This is a genomic window from Shewanella sp. WE21, from assembly GCF_002966515.1.
GTDB lineage: Bacteria > Pseudomonadota > Gammaproteobacteria > Enterobacterales > Shewanellaceae > Shewanella > Shewanella oncorhynchi.
The window spans coordinates 263,011-283,579 of record NZ_CP023019.1; the positions used below are offsets into that span (position 1 = coordinate 263,011).

14 protein-coding genes and 1 pseudogene are annotated in these 20,569 nt (G+C 46.5%); 4 read left to right on the top strand and 11 right to left on the bottom strand.

The window, feature by feature from the left end:
- Positions 1–2,235: a 1,4-alpha-glucan branching protein GlgB gene (gene glgB, locus CKQ84_RS01045; RefSeq protein ID WP_173913133.1), complete on the bottom strand. Its 2,235-nt coding sequence runs from the start codon at positions 2,233–2,235 to the stop codon at positions 1–3.
- Between the two features lie 128 nt (positions 2,236–2,363).
- Entirely contained in the window at positions 2,364–4,790 is a 2,427-nt protein-coding gene (malQ, locus tag CKQ84_RS01050; RefSeq protein WP_105249786.1) for a 4-alpha-glucanotransferase, read from the bottom strand.
- A gap of 566 nt (positions 4,791–5,356) precedes the next feature.
- Here malQ and CKQ84_RS01055 point away from each other — a divergent pair.
- On the top strand, positions 5,357–5,986 hold the full coding sequence (locus CKQ84_RS01055; protein WP_105249787.1) for a peptidylprolyl isomerase: 630 nt from the start codon (positions 5,357–5,359) through the stop codon (positions 5,984–5,986).
- Positions 5,987–6,073: 87 nt separating this feature from the next.
- On the opposite strand, the gene CKQ84_RS01060 is transcribed toward CKQ84_RS01055, so the two are convergent.
- The 6 genes and pseudogenes from CKQ84_RS01060 to betI all read right to left on the bottom strand — a co-directional run.
- Positions 6,074–6,550 (bottom strand): MarR family winged helix-turn-helix transcriptional regulator, encoded by a 477-nt coding sequence (locus tag CKQ84_RS01060; protein ID WP_006080852.1) that lies wholly within the window; start codon positions 6,548–6,550, stop codon positions 6,074–6,076.
- 102 nt (positions 6,551–6,652) lie between these two features.
- Positions 6,653–7,357 carry a TorF family putative porin gene (locus CKQ84_RS01065; RefSeq protein ID WP_105249788.1) on the bottom strand — a complete coding sequence of 235 codons (705 nt, stop codon included), beginning with the start codon at positions 7,355–7,357 and terminating at the stop codon, positions 6,653–6,655.
- Between the two features lie 14 nt (positions 7,358–7,371).
- On the bottom strand, positions 7,372–8,589 hold the full coding sequence (locus CKQ84_RS01070; RefSeq protein ID WP_105249789.1) for a choline transporter: 1,218 nt from the start codon (positions 8,587–8,589) through the stop codon (positions 7,372–7,374).
- A gap of 371 nt (positions 8,590–8,960) precedes the next feature.
- Positions 8,961–10,646, bottom strand: a complete 1,686-nt coding sequence (gene betA, locus CKQ84_RS01075) for a choline dehydrogenase (RefSeq protein WP_105249790.1) — start codon at positions 10,644–10,646, stop codon at positions 8,961–8,963.
- 9 nt (positions 10,647–10,655) lie between these two features.
- Positions 10,656–12,119, bottom strand: coding sequence for a betaine-aldehyde dehydrogenase (gene betB / locus CKQ84_RS01080; RefSeq protein ID WP_105249791.1), 1,464 nt, complete (start codon positions 12,117–12,119; stop codon positions 10,656–10,658).
- A pseudogene (betI, locus tag CKQ84_RS01085) lies at positions 12,113–12,715 on the bottom strand (transcriptional regulator BetI); the annotation flags it as partial. The gene betB and the pseudogene betI, both read right to left, overlap by 7 nt.
- 601 nt (positions 12,716–13,316) lie before the next feature.
- Between betI and yiaY the strand changes: the two are divergent.
- The 3 genes from yiaY (at position 13,317) to CKQ84_RS01100 (ending at position 16,175) form a co-directional block, all read left to right on the top strand.
- Positions 13,317–14,465, top strand: coding sequence for an L-threonine dehydrogenase (yiaY, locus tag CKQ84_RS01090; protein WP_028760717.1), 1,149 nt, complete (start codon positions 13,317–13,319; stop codon positions 14,463–14,465).
- Between the two features lie 849 nt (positions 14,466–15,314).
- A complete protein-coding gene (locus CKQ84_RS01095) occupies positions 15,315–15,680 on the top strand; it encodes a hypothetical protein (RefSeq protein ID WP_028760718.1) in 366 nt (121 codons plus the stop codon).
- 288 nt (positions 15,681–15,968) lie between these two features.
- Positions 15,969–16,175, top strand: coding sequence for a hypothetical protein (locus tag CKQ84_RS01100; RefSeq protein ID WP_028760719.1), 207 nt, complete (start codon positions 15,969–15,971; stop codon positions 16,173–16,175).
- A gap of 80 nt (positions 16,176–16,255) precedes the next feature.
- Here the strand turns inward: CKQ84_RS01100 and CKQ84_RS01105 are convergent, their stop codons facing one another.
- The 3 genes from CKQ84_RS01105 to aceB form a co-directional block, all read right to left on the bottom strand.
- Positions 16,256–16,624: an acyl-CoA thioesterase gene (locus CKQ84_RS01105; protein ID WP_105252971.1), complete on the bottom strand. Its 369-nt coding sequence runs from the start codon at positions 16,622–16,624 to the stop codon at positions 16,256–16,258.
- A 534-nt stretch (positions 16,625–17,158) separates the two neighbouring features.
- The gene (aceA, locus tag CKQ84_RS01110) at positions 17,159–18,484 is read right to left on the bottom strand and encodes an isocitrate lyase (RefSeq protein ID WP_028760720.1); all 1,326 of its coding nucleotides are present in this window, start codon (positions 18,482–18,484) and stop codon (positions 17,159–17,161) included.
- 140 nt (positions 18,485–18,624) lie between these two features.
- A complete protein-coding gene (gene aceB / locus CKQ84_RS01115; protein ID WP_105249792.1) occupies positions 18,625–20,274 on the bottom strand; it encodes a malate synthase A in 1,650 nt (549 codons plus the stop codon).
- Positions 20,275–20,569 lie beyond the last annotated feature (295 nt).

A 20,569-nucleotide genomic window follows, 5' to 3' on the forward strand; every position in this document is an offset into this window, starting at 1 on the left:
CTAGTTCGCCTCAGCCAATCCGGTTAACGCAGGCCCTATCACTAGGCAACCCAAGGGTGGCACAGTGATCAGCGCGCTCTGCGCCATTCCTTGCCACGACAGCGGCTCAGCAACCACAGTGCCCGCATTACCTTGATTACTGCCACCATAAATCTGGCTATCGCTATTAAGATATTCGCGGTAATCCCCCGCCAAAGGCAAACCAATACGGAACCCAGTGTGCAATTGAGGCGTCATGTTGATGACAAACACTAACGGCGCATCACCTGCTAAACCGTAACGCACAAAGGTAAAGATGCTGTCGCGGCTATTCTCACAATCTAGCCAACTAAATCCTGCGCCCTCGTAATCCTGAACCGATAAGGCTGGCATTTTTTGATATAAGTGATTGAGATCTTTAAGCCAACGCTGGACGCCTTGGTGCGGCTCGTAAGCCAATAAGTGCCAATCTAAACTCTGGTTATGGTTCCACTCATTTCGCTGACCAAACTCGCAGCCCATAAAGAGTAATTTCTTACCTGGATGCCCCCACATAAAACCATAATAAGCACGCAGAGTTGCAAATTTCTGCCAATCATCACCGGGAATTTTATGCAGCAACGAGCCCTTGCCGTGGACCACTTCATCGTGACTCACGGACAACATAAATTGCTCGGTATAAGCGTACATCAAACTGAAGGTCAATTGATGATGGTGGAATTGGCGGTAAAGCGGATCACGGCCTAAGTAGCTTAAGCTGTCGTTCATCCAGCCCATATTCCATTTAAAGCCAAAGCCGAGACCTTGCTGATCCGTCGGCTTAGTCACCCCCGCAAAGGCGGTGGACTCTTCGGCAATCATGCAAATGCCGGGGAAAGCTTGGTACAAGCGTTGATTCAAAATTTGTAAGAAACTGATGGCCTCGAGATTCTCCCGTCCACCATAGGCATTAGGCAGCCATTGGCCCGGCTCGCGGCTGTAATCGAGATACAACATAGAAGACACGGCATCGAGACGCAGGCCATCAAAATGAAACTCCCGCAGCCAATAACAAGCATTACTCAACAAGAAGCTGCGCACTTCACCGCGATCATAGTTATAAATTAGGGTATCCCAATCGGGATGTGTACCCTTGCGAGGATCTTCATGCTCATACAGACAAGTGCCATCGAAACGCACTAAGCCGTGGGGATCCTTAGGGAAATGCGCCGACACCCAATCGAGGATAATACCAAGCCCCGCCTGATGGCAGGCATCCACAAAGGCCTTTAACCCATTGGCATCGCCAAATCTGTGGGTCGGCGCATAGAGACCCACAGGCTGATATCCCCACGAACCATCAAAGGGAAACTCGCTGATCGGCATCAGTTCGATGTGGGTAAAGCCTTGCTCCTTCACATAGGGAATAAGCTGTTCAATCAAGTCTTGATAATCAAGATATTGCTCGCCTTGCTCTCCCTTACGACGCCACGAACCTAAGTGCACTTCGTAGGCCGACATGGGCGCTTTATGCCAAGCAGTCGCCGCTCGCTTACTCATCCAAGCGGTATCATTCCAGCTATGGTGAGCTTTTTGGGGCACGATAGAAGCATTGTGGGGCGCGCATTCCATTTGGGTTGCCATAGGATCGGATTTAGTATGGCGCTCACCATTTTGATAAACCAAATCAAACTTATAGTGTGCACCTTCAGCCACATTGGGTAAAAATAGCTCCCATAAACCATTGGCAATATGTTGGCGCATCACATGGCGAGTATCGTCCCAATGGTTAAAATCTCCCACCACTGAAACCCGCTTAGCATTGGGTGCCCACACACAAAAATGCACACCTTCGACGCCTTGGGTTTGACGCCAGTTGGCCCCCAAAAATTCATAGGCGCGCTCGGCGCTGCCTTCACCAAACAGGTAAATATCGTCACTATTGAGCAGGGAATCAAACTGATAAGGGTCGACTATATCTAACTGACACAGGGGATATTCCACCCGTAGCAAGTAGAGAAACGGCTTGACGCGTCGTCCCAGAGTGCCGGCGAACAGTCCCTGCTCGTTGACTTTGTCCAGACTCGCTACTTTGCGGCCATCTTTAATGCTGATCACATCTACACTGAGGGCATTGCGTAAAAAACAACGAACAATTAATGCCTTACCCTCGTTGTCACTGTGCATACCCAAGAGCGAAAAAACATCAGTGTATTGACCATTAAGTAGGGCGACGTCGGCACCATCGTAGAAATAGGCATTGGCTTGAGTCATCATTTTTCTTCCGTTTATCAGTCAATTAAACTTGCAAATTGGCACTCTTTACCCACATCCCCCCTAATAATCTCATCTTTAGGGATGGCATAATGTGGTGCGACTTAGGCAGCCTTTCGCTGGTGCTAGATTTAGCTCGGTAGCTGTCTCGCCACAGCGATATTTTGTAATCGCTGCAGTATCTCTGGCGAAGTCGACACTTGCGTTAAATTCAGCGGCAGGCGACGCTGCCAATTTGGATATTCGAGCCAAGTACCGGGAATGTTCACCGCATGGCGATCGGCTAATAAATCGCACAGTTGCACGCTGTATAGCGCACTATTGCCGCGAGCTCCTAAGGTCATCCAAGCCGTGAGTAAGGTTTGAATATCGAGTTCGGCTATCGTCACATCGGCTAACAGACCTTGAGCGACTAACAGTGAAATGAGTTGCTGCTTTTCATGTTCACGCCCCGCGAGCGCCTCGCCTAGCTGCTCGTCAGTTTCAAACAGGGATAACTGTCGACGCAGGTGTAAATCGCTGCCACACCACCAAGCCACTAAAGTCGGCACATCGTGGTTCGCCAGCATCATTAAGCTTTGGGACTTATATTGATCCGGTGATTTAAAGCCTTGATGGTCTTTGCAGAAATAGAACAACTCGTTGGAATAAATGCCAGAAGTGTAGAGACGATGAATAATGTCAGGTGGCACCAGTCCTAAATCTTCGCCAATCACCACACAGCGAGCACGTTGGCTCTCAAGGCAAACGATGGCGAGCAAGGTTTCGACCGGATAATACACATAGGCACCTTGGCCGAGTTGTTTATCCAGTGGCCACCACCAGAGTCGCAGTAAGCCCATCACATGATCGATACGCAAGGCACCACAGCTTTCCATATTGGCTCGGATCAAGGCGATAAAATGGCTGAAATTATGTTGTTTTAACTTCACCGGATCGAGTGGCGTTAAACCCCAATTTTGTCCTTGGGGTGCAAAGGGATCGGGCGGTGCACCTATGCTGGCATTCAAACAAAACTGCTCGGCATTGGCCTGCACTTCACTGCCGTGCAGCGCTGCACCAACGGCCAAATCACGGATCAATCCCAGCCCCATACCCACCTCTTTAGCTTTTAGCTGACAGAGGTGTAACTGCTTTTCAGCCACAAATTGCAGGTAAAGATAGAAACCTTCCTCTTGCACAAACGCTTTAGGACTACGTAAATATTCCGCTTGAGCAAACTCTTGTAGCGCACTGCCCTGCTCACGCACAAACTCATGGAATCTTTGCGCTCTGGGCGTGTCGTTCGCCAGATGCGTATCACAAAAAACGCGATATAACTGCTCAAAGGCACGGTATTTCAGCTCGCTCACTTTAGGATAATCGAGCCAATTATCACGATTCAGTAAGGCGATAGCCTCTACCCAAGAAGCGCTTGAAAATTCAGTGGCAAGAGCTTGGTATTCAGGAACGCTTTGTAATTGAATATAAAGAGGATTAAGTCTGCGGCGATCGCACGGACTATAGGGACTCGGATGCTCTGGCGCCGCGATATCGAGGGCATGCAAGGGATTGAGTTGAATAAAATCCGCGCCCTGCGCCGCCACCAGCCCGATCAGTTGTTCTAAATCACCAAAGTCGCCAATGCCCCATTGGCTCTCGCTGCGCAAACTGTAAAGTTGGACGCTGATCCCCCAAGGTTTATGGCGTTTACCTTGGGCAACAGCCGTGAGTACGCCTTGATAAGCGGCCCGCGGCGCCACCATTAAGGTGCCAGAGAACAAAGTACGAGTATCAGCCTCTGCCGTCACACAGTCCTCTAGCGCAGAGCTTGCCGCTTGTGCACTTGTCGATAGGGCATGTTTTAAGCTTAAGGCTATGCGATGAAAGCCCAAACCTAACACAGAGAAATCACTCGCATTTTTGTCTGCTACTTGCGCAAATGAGTCTTGGTTTTTTGTAAATGCAGGGTTGTTAGTGAACTCTTGGCTGCTCAGGAAATAGGACGCTAAATTCACCGCTTCAGTCTCGGCGGGCATTAAGTTGTCAGGGAAAGCTTGGGTCTTGGCCTCAGCTAAATCGAGGCGTGCGAATCCCAGTTGCGTAAGATCAAGGCGATAGTGTAGATAAAGCGTTTGTTCAATGCGGTAATCGCCAATGGACTTAAGCGCCGAGAAAGGCACATCGAATACGATGGACTCACCCTGTTCGCATTCAATCGCCACACTCAGATCTGAGGTATAGGTTTCTGGTAAACAAAGGCTTATCCAAGGTTCATCCACAAAACACCAATGGAATTCAGGTAGCACCTGAGTCCAAGGACGGGCATCCAGCAAGTCAATTTGCGACGCGATCAATGCTTCGGTCAATACCGCATCGACACAGGTCAGCCCAGCATCACTCGATAACGCTTCTGTAGCAGGAGCATCAATGGCAGTCCCTGCCACGCTGTTTTTTTCCTGTAACATACAGGTCAAGATACCTTGCCTGTCTACCTCGGAAATATGGATATTTTGGCCAAAACAATCAGTAAATTCTGCTCCAACTCCCCGCAAATACAGCAACTTTTCCAGCCCCATATTTTGTCGCCCCCGCGACCGCTCATCCATAGCTTTAGATATACAGTAACCATGCCAACGAAAAGTAACAAGAAGATGACATAAATATTTCAGAGAAATAACAAAAAACTTTTTCAAAAAATCAGTAACTTACTAGAAGCACTCAGTTAAGTTGGCACTCAGTAGCTATCAGGATATAAAGAGTGGAATGCACTAAATTGGGGCATGCGTTCAGCAAGAGGGCAAGCATGGCTCCTAAAGCATGCAATAAGTGAAGAGCAAAGGGATAGAAATAACATGACAAGCGTAAGTCATTTTTATGTCATTGCGTTCAGACTAATACTAACAAATACGTCAGGTGGCATATTAACCACAGATATCAGTGCAACACTTTGTATCAATTGCGTTTTATAACTTGAACAGCCTATCTCTCCTCTGTCAACATCTCGTCTCGCTACAGCATAGAAACATAATAACAACATTAAATTCATGGAACCTGATATGCCCTCGCATATACGCCAGTGGCTCAAGCCCATGGAATGCTAAAGCAAAAACACCCCAATGATGATTGAGAATAAGGATATGAAATGAAGAAGTTATCAGGATTACTATTTGTCGGCTGCATTGCCTTGACGGGTTGTGAAGGAAGTACAGATGGTGATTTAACGCCGACGCCACCGACGCCCGATCCCACGCCGCCAGCCTTAGCTGCGGATGTGTGTTATTTAATGAAAACGACGAAAGGCGATATCACACTTGCCATTGACTTAACTAACATGCCAATCACAGGTAAAAACTTTAAGCAGTATGTTGATAAGTCTTTCTATAACGGCACCTTATTCCATAGAACCATCAATAACTTTATGATCCAAGGCGGCGGTTTTACCACTGGTCTCAAAAGCAAACCGACCAGTGCCTCAATCAAGAATGAAGCCGCAGTCGGTATTAGCAACAAACGTGGCACTATTGCGATGGCAAGAGCAAATGCACCTGATACCGCTGCCTCTCAGTTCTTTATCAATGTATTAGATAATCCACATCTAGACGCGTCAGCGAGTAGTTATGGTTATGCAGTATTTGGCAAAGTGGTTGACGGCATAGAGGTGGTAGATCAAATCAGCATAGTCCCAACAAAAAATATCGAAGGCTTCCAAGACACACCAGTACAAGAGATCCTCATCAATTCAGTAACAGAAACAAGCTGCCCTGCTGTCTGATCTAACGCTTAATCGGCTAAAAGCAAAAAAGCACTGAGAATTCAGTGCTTTTTTATCTTATAACTTTAGTCGTTGAAAAAACGAAACTTACTCATCCCCTTGGATCTTCCCCACCAAGAGCATAGGCGCCGCATCAATTTTATCGGCGTCCATCATAGTCGCAATACGCTCAACGGCTGAGAGCAATTGACTCTGCTCCCATTCTTCAAGATTCTGATAACGCTTAATAAAATGATCCTGTAGCGGTTTAGGTGAGTCCTGTAACAGCGCTCGGCCCGCATCGCTAAGGTATAAATGCACCTTACGTTTATCAGTCTCACTGCGCAGACGGATCACTAAACCACGGCCCTCGAGTCGATCGATAATGGTCGTCACAGTTGCAGGGCTCAGCGTAATTTCTTCCGCCACGGTTTTAGCCAATGGCGCATCCAATTGGGCGATTTTCTGCATCACCATCAATTGCGGCCCAGTTAAACCTGAGTGTTTGTTCAGCTGGCGAGAATGAATGTCGATAGCGCGTATCACTCGGCGCAGCGAAATAAGCAGTTGTTCGTACTTTTCCATCGTTCTTTTCATTCTCCCCATTCTAAGCAACGAGTGCACCTTACCAGAAAGCGCGACTGAACTCACCCACGGGAGGCACTTTTATGGTAAAAGTCCCTTAGATTACAACATGAATTGACGCGATACCGACAACACTAAACGCTCGTCACTGGTATCTAAGTTCATGCTGGTATCTTCGGCGGCAAGACTGAAATCAAAGCCACTCCAGCTGGTCAGATAGGCGATACGGAAATGATTAAAGGATTTGCCACCATCCCATGACCATTTATCTTCATCGAGTGATGTCGAGCGATCGACACTAAAGCGAATATCATGTCCTTCAGCGACACTGACAGTATGGCCAAGCAACATAGTGTAATGCTCACCACCCAAACCAAAGTAATCCCATGTGTAGGTTAACTTAGCTTCAGAGTGACCCAGTGAACTATCATATCCTAACTTGCTATATAGCTCAGGATAGTTGTACTCATCGGAAAACGACTCGCCGTGGTAAGTGTAATAAGCCAGTCCGACATCGAAACTCAGTTGCTCATTGAGCTGATAAAACTTACCCGCATAGGCATCGAGTTCCAACCAAGTGCTGTCGTTTCCCCCAAAGTCGACGTTCGAGGTAAAGCCACCCACATACCATCCCGAATCAAAACCATAATCCAAATTGCCTTGCAGTGCTGGGCCGTTGTCCGTTTGGCTGACACCGTTAAAAGTGTAATCCGACGTCGCCGTCACAGTGGCCGATAATCCGGCATTGGCCGCTGTTGACACCAATAACAACCCTCCAGCGACAAGATAAAAACATTTTGATTTCATTATTAATTTTTCCATTAGTTAGCTAGCTCAATTTTAGTAAAGTCGATTTTGTTCTCTTTTGGCGAGCGCTCAATGGCACGAACAGTTTGCAATTGCGTCATCATGATGTAACCAAAACAGCTAAAGATCAGGCCCAGTGCGATTGCACCAACCCATTGAATTTGAAGAAAGTCTAATTGAAACAGTAATGTCAGACTGCAGAGTAAGACTAAGTTAAAGCTGACATATTTAAGCTTGCCTAACCGCTCAATGGTCAGATTAAGATTATCGGTATACAGGCGCACCAGTGAGTCGAGGGAATTGATTACAAAGGTCACTCCCACAATCACCATCGCCAGATTATAGAAACCCGAAGTATCTAAGCCATTGGCGCTGTAGTAATAAAGTACAGTGAACCAAATCGCGATGGGGATAGACGGAAACACCATCATGGCCAACAGCACTTGATAGGTTTTCATGCCACCGACAAAGCGCGAGGTAAATTGGCCTATCATAATGCTCCATGCAAACCACCAGAATAGATAAAACTCATGGTAGTCGTTGATGGGTAACACAAAATGTTGAATATTGCCGAAGTAGTCACCCAGCATGGCAAAGGTCGTAAAGAACTCGCCCACACTCGAGTCAGCCGATAAAAATGCACTGGCCCACATCATGGCAATCAAGCCTAAAAACAACCAAGTGCTAGCCAGACTCAAGATACGCACATAACGTATGCTAGTGCTGGAATACACAGCCGCGGCGATCACCATAAATACGATTAAATAGAAGCTACCGACTATAGTTTCGCCATCGCCTAATTCGGGTAAATACCAAGGTAAATTGCTCAATAGCAAATAGGCGGTAAAGGCGCAGGTGCCAATAATTACGATATTATTAATGAACTTAACCCAAGGAATATCAAAAAACTTCACCCTAGGCTCGATGACACAAAAATAGAAACAGGTTAAAAAGTAGAAGCTCCAAATCAAGAAGGCCCAGAAGCCAAACTCAATCGCCAGTGGATTACTAAAGCCGTATTCAGGACTCGCCGCCACATTGGCGTAACCCGCAAACTCGGTGAGCGGAAACATGATCAAGCCGACATCAAGTCCTGAGGTAAACAGAATCGCGATAAAGGTAAAAGTACGCACAGGCGTCACGCCGATACAGCGAATATTGCCCCAGCGATAAATCACAAACGCAATCGCGGTAAAAGTGAACAGTATCCCTGCGGATAATAACCAAGTCATAATGAGCACTCAGTCCCAGTCGATACTGGGTGTAAGTCGGCATCTGGATATAAACCCATAAAATGTAACTCCATGTTTTTATTTAATAATAAAAACTGAACCATTTTTAAAGGCAGCGCTCTGCCCTCAAGCCTTAAATATCGCTACTTAAAACACTCCGCGATAGTTAAACCCTGATAGATGATCAGTCGTGAAAGCGGTCATTTACACACTCACTGCGGGCTGACCGACCCTTTAGATAAAATGAATAATGACCCTTTTGAGTCATCAATTAATGAGTTTTGAGTCATCAATTAATGAGTCACTTCAAAATTGAAGCCGCCAGTCCGTCGATACGACGGACTGAGCAGGCGTGTTGTTAACTTATGGCTTTAACTTGTTGCAGTGCTTCTTTGTGTGGTTTGCCAAGCGTCGGCAAGCACAACGGCGGAATCTGCTGGCGCTAACATCTCAGCGCCTAAGATCAGATCCGCGGCGCGCTCAGCCAACATTATGGTCGGCGCGTTCAAATTGCCGTTCGGGATAGTCGGGAAAATAGAAGAATCTACCACCCGTAAATTCTGCAATCCATGCACTCGGGTTTCGGGATCCACCACTGACATCGCATCCGTGCCCATCTTGCACGAGCAAGAAGGATGATAAGCACTCTCAACAGATTGACGCACAAAGGCATCGATTTGCGCATCGGTTTGCACTTGTATGCCGGGTTGAATTTCCTCACCGCGATACTCATCGAATGGCGCTTGATTGATGATCTCACGGGTTAAGCGCACGCAGGCCCTAAAGCCTTCAATATCATCGGGATGCTGTAGGTAATTGAACTGAATTTTGGGCGGCGCTTTAGGATCTGCCGACACTAAGGTCACGGCACCACGACTCTTAGGCTTGTTATGGCCTACATGTACCTGAAACCCATGACCCGCAAAGGCTTCTTTGCCATCGTAACGCATAGCCGCAGGTAAAAAGTGGTACTGTAAATCTGGCCATTCCAGACCCGCTTTTGAGCGAATAAAACCACAGGACTCGAAGTGATTCGTAGCCCCTAAACCGGATCTATCTAAAATCCACCGAGCACCGATTAAGAACTTGCTGAAAGGATCTAGCTTGCCATTGAGTGAAATCGGTTTAAGGCATTTGAATTGGAAATAAAACTCTAAATGATCCTGTAAATTCTGACCAACACCAGGCAACTCATGTTGTAACTCGACCCCTGCATCAGCCAATACTTGGGGATCGCCAATGCCAGATAATTGCAACAAATGCGGCGAACCTATTGAGCCCGCGGCTAAAATCACATCTTTGTTGCAACGAATATCTTCAACTTTACCTTTGTGTTCGATGCGAACGCCAACGGCTGTTTGTCCTTCCAATAACACTTTATGCACTAAAGCGTGGGTCACAACCGTGAGGTTACGTCTGGCCATCGCTGGGCGTAAATAGGCATTGGCGGTTGACCAGCGTACGCCTTTTTTGACCGTCATATGCATAGGGCCAAAACCTTCTTGCTGCGCCGCATTATAATCGGCGGTCGATAAATACCCCGCCGCAATGCCCGCATCCACAAAGGCTTGATATAAAGGATTCTGCATCTGATTACCGTTATTCACCCCTAACGGCCCTGACTCACCGCGATACTCATCACCACCAAAGGCCCAGGTTTCCGCCTTTTTAAAGTACGGCAAACAATGGCTATAATCCCAATCGGTCGCCCCTTGCGCCTGCCACTCATCAAAGTCCCTAGCATGACCACGGACATACACCATGCCGTTGATCGACGATGAACCGCCAAGCACCTTGCCCCGAGGACAATGCATCTTGCGATTATCTAAATGCGGCTCAGGCTCAGTTTCAAACTGCCAAGCATATTTAGGGCTGTTCATCGGAATCGATAACGCAGTCGGCATTTGAATAAAGATGCTCTTATCGCTACCACCGGTTTCTAATAACAGCACTTCGTTTTTAGGATCCTTTGACAAACGATTGGCAAGCACACAACCCGCTGATCCTGCACCAACTATGATGTAGTTATAATATTTTTGCTCTAATGACTGAGTCAAAATGCCTCCTTAAAATGGGCTTTCTAAGGGCTGCAGACCCACATAAACGGCTTTAACTTGGGTGTAATGCTTGAGTGTCTCACTACCGTTTTCACGGCCAATACCCGACAACTTATAGCCACCCACAGGCATTTCGGCTGGCGAGGCGCCATAAGCATTGATCCAGCAAATACCCGCCTGTAACTGGTGGATAACCCTATGAGCACGGCTGATATCTTGGGTAAACACCCCAGCGGCTAAGCCCATGGCGGTATTGTTTGCCCGAGCAATCACTTCGGCTTCATCTTTAAAGGTAAGCACGGACATTACAGGGCCAAAGATTTCCTCTTTACAGATCCGCATCTCGTCGGTGCAATGGGTGAAAATCGTCGGGGCAACAAAGTAACCATTGGGAGCATTTTCCGGCGTTAATGCTGTGCCACCGGTGAGCAGAGTTGCGCCGTCATCGATACCTTGCTGAATATAATCGAGTACTTTTTGCTGGTGATCTTTGGAGATCAAGGCGCCAAAGTTAGTCTCTGGCGCCATAGGATCGCCCACCACAATATTGGTTTGAGTACGCATAAGCAGTTTTTCGATAAAGCGTGCATAAACCGACTCATGGACAAACACCCGCGTCCCATTGGTACAGACTTCACCTTGGGTATAGAAGTTACCGAGCATGGCACCTGAAACGGCATTATCGATATCGGCATCGTCAAATACGATAAGCGGTGATTTACCGCCGAGTTCCATAGTGACGTCTTTTAATGAACTTGCCGCCGCGGCCATGACTTTCTTGCCAGTACCGACTTCGCCCGTGAAGGACACTTTGGCAATATCCGGATGCCCCGTTAACCAAGCGCCAACCTTGCCATCGCCCATTACGACATTAAATACGCCATCAGGTAAACCCGCCTCACTTAAGAGTTGCGCTAATTTCAGTGCGCCAAGCGGCGTTTCTTCCGAAGGTTTAAAAATCATCACATTGCCGCTAGCTAAGGCAGGTGCGGCCTTCCAACAGGCGATTTGCAATGGATAATTCCACGCGCCAATGCCAGCACAAATGCCTAAAGGCTCACGGCGGGTGTAATAAAAATCCCCACCGACTTGCTGCTGCGCGCCTTCAAGCCCAGGGGCAATATGGGCGAAAAACTCGATAGCATCTGCGCCTGTGACCACATCAACCACTGAGGCTTCTTGCCAAGGTTTACCTGTATCGCACACTTCGATTGCCGCGAGTTCATCATTACGGGCGCGCAATAATGCGACCGCCTTTAACAGAATTCGGCTGCGTTCAGTGGCACTCATGGCAGACCAAATCGCAAAGCCTTTTTTGGCGCTTTCGATGGCCGCTTGCTGAATTTTTTCATCGGCCACTTGCACTCGATACGCCAATTGCCCTGTGGCAGGATTGACGACGTCGAAGGTTTCGCCGCTATCGTTTGCGAGCAACTGACCCGCAATAAAGTTGTACTGTTCTTCAACTGACATGTATTGACTCCATGCTGCTTTATCACATTGTGGATAAAGGTTTTGCATAATTTTTCGGCCTGAACAAAATCCTGCTCAGGGGTTTCACTTAAGGCGCTGCGTAACCAAAATCCATCGATCATCGCCGCCGTTTGCTCAGCAGCCATCAGGGCAAACTCTTTGGGCAACACGTGCCGAAAGGAAAAATGTAAGTTGCTGTATAAGCGGCGACTATTGATATTCTGCAAACGGGCTAACTGGGGATCGTGGACGGCCTGTGCCCAAAAACTCAGCCAAGTGTGAGTGACATTTCGTGAGCGCTGTAACTCGGTAAAATTCGCTTCAACTATCATCATTAAGCGCTCTGTTGGCGCCAACACTTGTCCTTGGATTCGATTGAGCAACGCCTGCTTTAACTGCTCGAGCAAGTGGCGCAGCGTCGCTTGGATTAAGCCCTGCTTACCACTGAAATAATGACTGATGATCCCCGACGACATCCCCGCCAACTGACTAATGCTGTTGATGGTCGTGTGCTGCAATCCATGCAAGGCAACCGATGCTAATGTCGCATCGATAAGCTGCTGTCTGCGTATCAATTTCATTGCGGCTTTAGGCATAAATACTCAAGGAATAACCACTCTCTCAATACTCTGAACGACGTTAATTGAACGTTCAATTAACAATCATGATAATGATTAGTGATGTAACTATCAACCTAAAATAGCACAGTGACAAAGCTCACAAGTTAGTTGTGTAAAAAAGAATTAATGTGTAAAAACAATTTAAATGTATAGATTTCTTTGACTTACGGCCCTACCACAACCACAGCAGCACGCATAAATTAATATTAGATATCAAACTAATTAATTGGAGTTAATGCTACAAATGAGAGTATTCATGAGGTTTAACCTCTGTTAGATTTAACAATTGAGCCGTCAAACTCTGGATAAGAAAGTGGGATAAAAAGTAAACGAAAAATGCACAGAAATGATGCATCACCAGGGGCGCTAACAACGCTAAAAAAACCATATCGTACGCCAACACTAATACCCGTCATAAAAGTCCGAAATTTAGTTACCCAGTTCCAACTTTAGTGGGAAATTACCCTCAGATAAGCGCCGAACTCGATCAAGCTCACACTTTCACTACCTCCAAATTGGTAGCTTGATCACCAGAAAAGAACACAACTTAATCTTTACAAGCAAATAGGTGGATTTTATGGCTGCTAAATTTTTTATTCCTTCTGTCAACGTATTAGGCCAAGGCGCAGTGGATGATGCTATCGGTGACATCAAAACCTTAGGCTTTAAACACGCACTCATAGTGACAGATAAACCCTTAGTCAAGATTGGCTTAGTGGGTGAAGTGGCCGAAAAACTCGGTCAAAATGGCATTACCTCCACCATCTATGATGGCGTACAACCTAACCCAACCGTGACCAACGTCGAAGCGGGTTTAGCCCTGTTAAAAGCCAACAAGTGTGACTTTGTGATTTCACTCGGCGGCGGTTCACCCCATGATTGTGCCAAAGGTATCGCCCTTGTTGCCACCAATGGCGGCAGCATTAAGGATTACGAAGGGTTAGATCAATCCGCAAAACCACAATTGCCGTTAGTGGCCATTAATACGACGGCAGGTACTGCCAGTGAAATGACGCGCTTCTGTATCATTACCGACGAAGCCCGCCACATTAAAATGGCGATTGTCGATAAACACACCACGCCTTTGCTGTCGGTCAACGACCCTGAGCTCATGCTGAAAAAGCCTGCGAGCCTAACTGCCGCAACTGGTATGGATGCACTGACTCACGCGGTTGAAGCCTATGTGTCTATTGCAGCGAACCCGATCACCGACGCCTGTGCGATCAAGGCTATGGAATTGATTCAAGCTAACTTAGTCAACGCAGTTGAAAACGGTCAAGACATCAACGCCCGTGAACAAATGGCCTACGCCCAGTTCTTAGCAGGTATGGCGTTTAACAATGCCAGCTTAGGTTATGTGCATGCGATGGCGCACCAATTAGGCGGTTTCTACGATCTGCCCCACGGCGTGTGTAACGCTCTGCTGCTGCCCCATGTGCAGGAATACAACGCCCAGGTCGTCCCTGCTCGCTTAAAAGACATTGCCAAGGCTATGGGTGTCGATGTGTCTGCGATGACAGATGAGCAAGGTGCTAGTGCAGCGATAGCGGCAATCAAAAAACTGTCTGTTGCGGTTAAGATCCCTGAAAACCTGACCTTATTAGGCGTGAAAGCGGAAGATATTCCAACACTTGCGGATAACGCGTTAAAAGATGCCTGTGGATTCACCAATCCAAAACAAGCGACCCATGCGGAGATCTGTCAGATCTTCACTAATGCGTTGTAATTGTGCGCTGTAATCGCCATACCTTACCAATCGCAAGTTATCGCACTGCAATCGTGCGCTAACTTGCTGGATAACGACTTATTGTCCTGCTAGTGCGTAAACACGACTTCATCCTCCAATGAATTCGTTTTAGGCTCCAATAGTGCACAGATTATTGCTGCACTATTGGGGCCTTTTTTACACCTGTATCAACAAGATGGTGAGGTAAGTTACTATCTTAAAAATTGAGTAACAAAAACCAACATAAAACTCAGTGTCTATGCACCTTTGCACTGACAAAACACTCACAAATCAGCATATTCAAGAAGAAAGGATCTGAACCTAAAATATTCATAGCAAAATGATATAAAAAACGTGATCTCTGTGGGTTACAGACTGTTACAGATCCGATAAGATGGCACCAGTTCGCTTTTTCCCTGCAAAAGATGAAGCCAGCTGAGAGGCCCGTTCTAACGAATGGGCCTCTGTCCATTCTGCCTTCTGCGTTTCCTCTGCAACAACTTATACTGCCACTTAATCGTATTGCGCCCACCAAAGCCTAATAACCTATTTACTCCGCTGTTAACTCTTTTTATCAATAAGACTTACTGACGACCAAGTTGTTGCTTTATTAATCAGTAATTCAGCAAAAGCGAAACTTCACCCAAAACTGAGATCTAGCACAAAGTTATTGGCATAAAACTCATGCTAAATAGAGACATGACAGATTAAGTAAATGGTTAATTTTCATGCAGTAACTATCCTTCTCCGTCAAAAAACATCAAGGCTATATAGACTTAATTAATGATTGACCGAATTCAAAAACGATGCCTATGATGGCAACAATATCCTCGAACAGGTAGGTACGCTATGACTGCAATCACCCATGTATATAACTACACAGTTAGATGTCCACATTACAAAGATCCTGAACATCCCGTTACTTGGTTAAATCATATTGAAATGAACCAGTCCTGTGAGATCGCGTTAAATCGCATCACTAAATGGCACGAGCTTTCTGGGGAAAAAACCTTCGAAACGAATAAGTTTGTGGTTCGTAAAGCCGAAAATGAAGACGCTTACTTCTCAATGCAGAGTGACAGACTCAAAAATGACGGCCATGCCTTAGTCACCTTTAAAATCTTTTTAGACGATTGCTGTGACGATGCGGCGCCAGAAGAAATCATGCAGCACCTGATTGAAGACTATCAACAACGCTTAGCCAAACTCGAATAATCTTTGCAGTATTATTTAGCGACCTTAGACGCCAGTGCGCAAAACGCCACTGGCGTTTTTATTTGTCGAGTTCAATAACTCAATCCACAACGTCATTTAATGCTCTTAGTTTCACTCACTCGGTTGATACTCGCCCAGAAGCATTGCAACAGCGGCTCAGCAGATAATGTCACCATAGCGTGATTCAGCTCAAGATCTGTTATATTGTCCCGAATGTCATTTAGCACAGTAAAAATGGCAAGGCCCAGTAAATTGAGTTACGAACTTAAATTGAGGATTGGCATCACAATGAATAAAGCGACGCTCATTATTATTCCTTTATTACTCGCTACATCCGCCTGTGCGGATTTAAAGGACGCAGGCCGTGCCATCGGCACAACGACTAAAGAAGTCACCACTGAGATAGGCCACGCGACTCGAGACACGACAAAAGCCATAGGTCATGCTTCACGGGATGCGGTCAAATCGGTAAAAGAGGATTTAACCAAAGACTAATGACAGTGACGCCTAGGCGTCACTGCTCATTTTAAGCATCTTATACATTTAAGCATCACGCATTTTAAGCGCCACGCCCCTTAAGCCGCATTCGCCCGAATACCATGGGGCACAGGCAATCCTTGGGCATTGACATGCACAAACACCATCTTATCTATGCTCACCACTGGCGCCTGCGTCATCTTATTGCGTACTTGGCAGCTTACGGTAATAGAACTGTGGCCGAGACTCACGAGCTCCAGACCAAACTCAATCACATCCCCTTGATGCGCTGGCGTCATAAAGTTGATTTCAGAAATCAGCTTAGTCACATGGTTCGTGCTCTTCATCTGACAGGCTGCAAAGATGGCGGCCTCCTCATCTATCCAACTGAGCAACTGACCGCCAAACAGGGTATTTGCTGGATTTAAATGTTCAGGTTTAACTAAACGGCGACTGTAATATTTCATGGCGGTGACCTCAATGTGAATGCCAATAATCAGCTTTAATACGCTATAACTTTCCACATTATTCAGAGCATTTTTCAGGCCACTATTGATAGCCATTAAATAACAATGAGATAGCAATAAGCTGCTGTAAAATAATCCGATTATTGCACCAAGTCGTATCAGAGTTGCACCATATTAATCAGCGCAATAGTGAACCAATAAGCAAAAAAATAGCGACTCATAGAGTCGCCAAGCTAAGGCAAGCAAAAACTTACAGGGTAGGAAGTTAAGTCACAAGGTTTGACTTAAAAACCCGCGCAGCACATGTAGGCGAACTGTACGGGGACAACAGCTGCAAAGCAGCTAAACACAGGCTTACGGGTAACACTCTTTCATACTCAACTCGAGATTTAAGCTGCAAGCTCGGTAACTCATCACAGTCCGCTCTTGACCTCTATTTCGAGTTTTTAACCACGCCTCACCAGATACATCAGCATAAGGCGTGCTAAGGATTAATCCACAATCACAATGGATCATCCTAAGCGCTTCTACTGCTTAAAACTGTTCTTCTTCGGTAGACCCAGTCAGTGCAGTCACTGAAGAATGGCCACCTTGAATAACCGTAGTCACTTGGTCGAAATAACCTGTGCCCACTTCCTGTTGATGCGCCACGAAGGTGTAACCTTTCTTCGCTGCTGCAAACTCAACTTCTTGAACTTTTTCAACATAATGCTTCATACCTTCGCCACGAGCATAGTCGTAAGCGAGGTCGAACATGTTGTACCACATGTTGTGGATGCCGGCTAAAGTGATGAACTGGTACTTGTAGCCCATGTCTGACAATGCTTGTTGGAAGCGCGCGATAGTAGCGTCATCCAGATTTTTCTTCCAGTTGAACGAAGGCGAACAGTTATAAGCAAGCAGTTGATCTGGGTACTGAGCATGAATCGCTTCAGCAAAAACACGCGCTTCTTCAAGATCCGGTTTAGCGGTTTCACACCAAATCAAATCCGCATAAGGGGCATAAGCAAGACCACGAGAAATCGCTTGGTCAAGACCGGCTTTAACACGGTAGAAACCTTCATTGGTACGCTCGCCAGTCACAAAATCACGATCGTATGGGTCGCAATCTGAAGTTAACAAATCGGCCGCGTTAGCATCGGTACGGGCGATAACCAGCGTATCGACACCGCTCACGTCCGCTGCTAAACGTGCAGCAACCAGCTTTTGTACCGCTTCTTGGGTTGGCACTAATACTTTGCCACCCATATGGCCACATTTTTTCACTGAAGCTAACTGATCTTCAAAGTGAACACCGGCAGCGCCCGCGTCGATCATCGACTTCATCAGTTCGAAGGCATTTAATACGCCGCCAAAGCCCGCTTCTGCGTCAGCAATAATTGGCAGAAAGTAATCAACAAATTTTTCATCTTCTGGATTAACGCCATTGCCCCACTGAATTTGGTCAGCGCGACGGAATGAGTTATTGATGCGTGACACCACAGCTGGCACTGAGTTAGCTGGATATAAAGATTGATCTGGGTACATAGTGCCGGCTAAGTTAGCATCGGCTGCCACTTGCCAACCTGAAAGGTAAATCGCTTCGATACCCGCTTTCGCCTGTTGTACCGCTTGACCACCCGTTAACGCACCCAGTGAATTCACATAGCCTTTTTTAGCGCCACCGTTAACCAATTCCCATAACTTAGCAGCACCGCGCTTAGCGATAGTATTCTCAGGCACGATTGAACCGCGAAGTGCAACCACTTCTTCTGCGGTATAAGGACGACGCACGTGTTTCCAACGTGGGTTTTCAGCCCAATCTCGCTTGATTGCATCAATCTGTTCTTGACGTGAAGTCTGAGTCGTTGCCTTAGTCATAGTGTCGCTCCTTTCTCTTTGATGTTGTAGCTATCATGAAACTGCCCCCCAGTTTCACTCTGCTAAATGGTTTGGTTGGCGGTAGCCCCGCCACAGCTAAATCTGGTTTACCTAAAACGGTTCAAGCAAATGAGTTCATTCTAAGCTGTCAGCATTTCGTAACCGGGTAAGGTTAAGAAATCGACCAGCTCGTCGGAGGTGGTAATGTCTTCAAGCAACACCGCTGCTTGGGTGAATTTGCCATGGGTGAATCTGTCGCTACCCACTTCTTTTTTCACGTTCGACAGCTCTTCAACCAACATGTCTTTAAAGAGTTGTTTGGTCACTAATTTGCCGTTTGACAGCGACTTACCGTGTTGGATCCATTGCCAAATTGAGGCTCTAGAAATCTCAGCCGTAGCCGCATCTTCCATTAAGCCGTAAATAGGTACACAACCGTTGCCGCTGATCCACGCCTCTAAATACTGCAGGGCGATACGAATGTTCAGACGCATCCCTTGTTCAGTGCGCTCACCATCGCAGGTTTTAAGTAACTCACTAGCCAGAATTGGCGCGTCTACATCACGGGTAATATGTAATTGATTACAGTGATCTTGGCCTATGTATTCGTTGAAAATCCCCATAGCGGTGTCGGCAAGGCCAGGGTGCGCGACCCAAGTGCCATCGTGACCGTTACGCGCCTCAAGCTCTTTATCCTTACGCACCCGCTGCAATACCGCTTCGTTCTGAGCAGGATCTTTAGCAGGAATAAAGGCTGCCATGCCGCCCATCGCTAAGGCACCGCGTTTGTGGCAGGTCTTAATCAAGAGTCTTGAATAAGCGCTTAAGAAAGGCGTATCCATAGTGACGGCTTGGCGATCCGGTAAGACTCGGTCGCTATGACGTTTTAATGTTTTGATATAGCTGAAGATGTAATCCCAACGACCACAGTTCAGTGCGACGATATTGGAACGTAGTTCATAGAGAATTTCGTCCATTTCAAACACGGCAGGCAAAGTCTCAATCAAACAAGTACATTTAATCGTGCCCGCTTGCAGACAAAACCTTTCCTCAACAACAGCAAACACTTTTGCCCACCAGCGCGCTTCAATATGACTTTCTAACTTAGGAATATAAAAATATGGACCACTGCCCTTGGCCAAAAGTTGGCGATAGTTGTGGTAGAAATACAGTGCGAAATCAAACAGTGAGCCAGGAATCGCTTTGCCATTAAACTGCACGTGTTTTTCTTTAAGGTGCAGACCACGAACGCGGCAAATAAGCACTGCAGGATTTGGTCCTAATTTATAGTGCTTACCCGTGTCCGGTGCTGTGTACTCAATATCACCACGCACGGCATCACGTAGATTGATTTGGCCTTCGACGACTTTTTCCCAGCTTGGTGCTAAAGAATCTTCGAAATCGGCCATAAACACTTTGGCATTGGCGTTGAGTGCGTTAATCACCATCTTACGTTCAACGGGACCTGTGATTTCTACGCGGCGGTCAAGCAAGTCATCGGGAATACCGCGAATTTGCCATGCACCATCACGAATAGCTCGGGTTTCAGGCAGAAAGTCGGGTAATGACCCTTTATCGATACGCGCTTGCTTATCTTTACGTTTAGCGAGTAAGGCGGGTACTTCGTCGGCAAATTCACGACAAAGGGATTCGAGTAAGGCGACAGCCCCTTCGGTAAATATGACTTCTTGGCCTGGAATGTCACGACCCACAATATTAAGCGTGGCGTTTGCTGTAGCTTTACCCAGTGTCGAATTCAATTGCTGTTCACTCAAAGTGTGTTCCGTCATCTTGATGCCCTCCCAAGAGGCTCCACTATCACAGGCTTAACGCTGACATATAAAGCAGTAGCATCCCCAATCACCACTGCTTATAAACTCACCAAAAAACCATCAAATGTTTGTTTCGAACTAAAACTTACCGACAAACGTTTGTATTTGCAACAGTCCAAGATTGACAAAAACATGCATTAACCTAAGTAAAAGCCATGCTAAAATTGGTCTGACCAAGCAATAAAATAAACAACAAACAACTGATAAATATGCAATTAAACATTTTAATCACATATGGCAATTGCAGTTAAAT